We start from the raw sequence: 944 nt of genomic DNA on the forward strand, positions 1-944 counted from the left end.
CTGCAGAAGACGCCATACAGCTTCGACGTATCGGTGTGGGAGCTGTTCTGGTGGATGATGGCCGGAGCAAGCGTGGCGTTCCTGGCGCCGGGAGCGGAGAAAGACCCGGCGCAGCTGATGGAGGCGATTCAGCGGCGCAAAGTCACAACGATGCACTTCGTGCCGTCCATGCTGGCGGCGTTCCTGGAGACGGTGCAGGGCGAGCCGGCGGAAGTGCTGGCAGAGAAGCTGGCCAGCCTGCGGCAGGTGTTCGCGAGCGGCGAGGCGCTGCATACGGTGCATGTGGAGCGATTCTACGAGCTGACGCGGAGCTGCGGTCTCGGAGAGACGCGTCTGATCAACCTGTACGGACCGACAGAAGCAACGGTGGACGTGTCGGTGTATGAATGTGTGCCGGACAGCGGACTTGGCTTCGTGCCAATCGGCCGTCCCATCGACAATACAGCGCTGTACATCATTAGCAGCAGCGGGCTGGCACAGCCGATCGGCGTGCCGGGCGAGCTGTGCATCGCGGGTGTGCAGCTGGCAGCGGGCTATGCGAACCGTCCGGATCTGACGGCGGAGAAGTTCGTGGCGAATCCGTTCGTGCCGGGAACGGTCATGTACCGGACGGGCGACCTGGCGAGATGGATGGAGAACGGCGAGATCCAGTACCTGGGCCGGATCGATGATCAGGTGAAGGTGCGGGGCTACCGGATCGAGCTGGGCGAGATCGAGCGGACACTGCTGGCGTACGAGCCGGTATCGGAAGCAGTCGTGACGGTGCGCGAGGATGGAGCAGGCGACAAGCAGCTGTGCGGCTATGTGGTCGCAGACCGGGCGTGCACGTCAGGGGAGCTGCGCCGCCACTGTGCGGAGCTGCTGCCGGATTACATGATTCCGGCTGCATTCGTGCAGGTGGAGATCATGCCGCTGACAGCAAGCGGCAAAGCGGATCGCCGGGC

Annotated in this window: 1 protein-coding gene; it reads left to right on the forward strand. The window is 64.3% G+C overall.

Annotated elements, in window-relative coordinates; all coding sequences use genetic code 11:
* The coding region (locus tag K0T92_RS24520; RefSeq protein WP_219875262.1) for an amino acid adenylation domain-containing protein at positions 1–944 on the forward strand (944 nt) is incomplete at both ends.

It is taken from the genome of Paenibacillus oenotherae, from assembly GCF_019443105.1.
Classification (GTDB): domain Bacteria; phylum Bacillota; class Bacilli; order Paenibacillales; family Paenibacillaceae; genus Paenibacillus_Z; species Paenibacillus_Z oenotherae.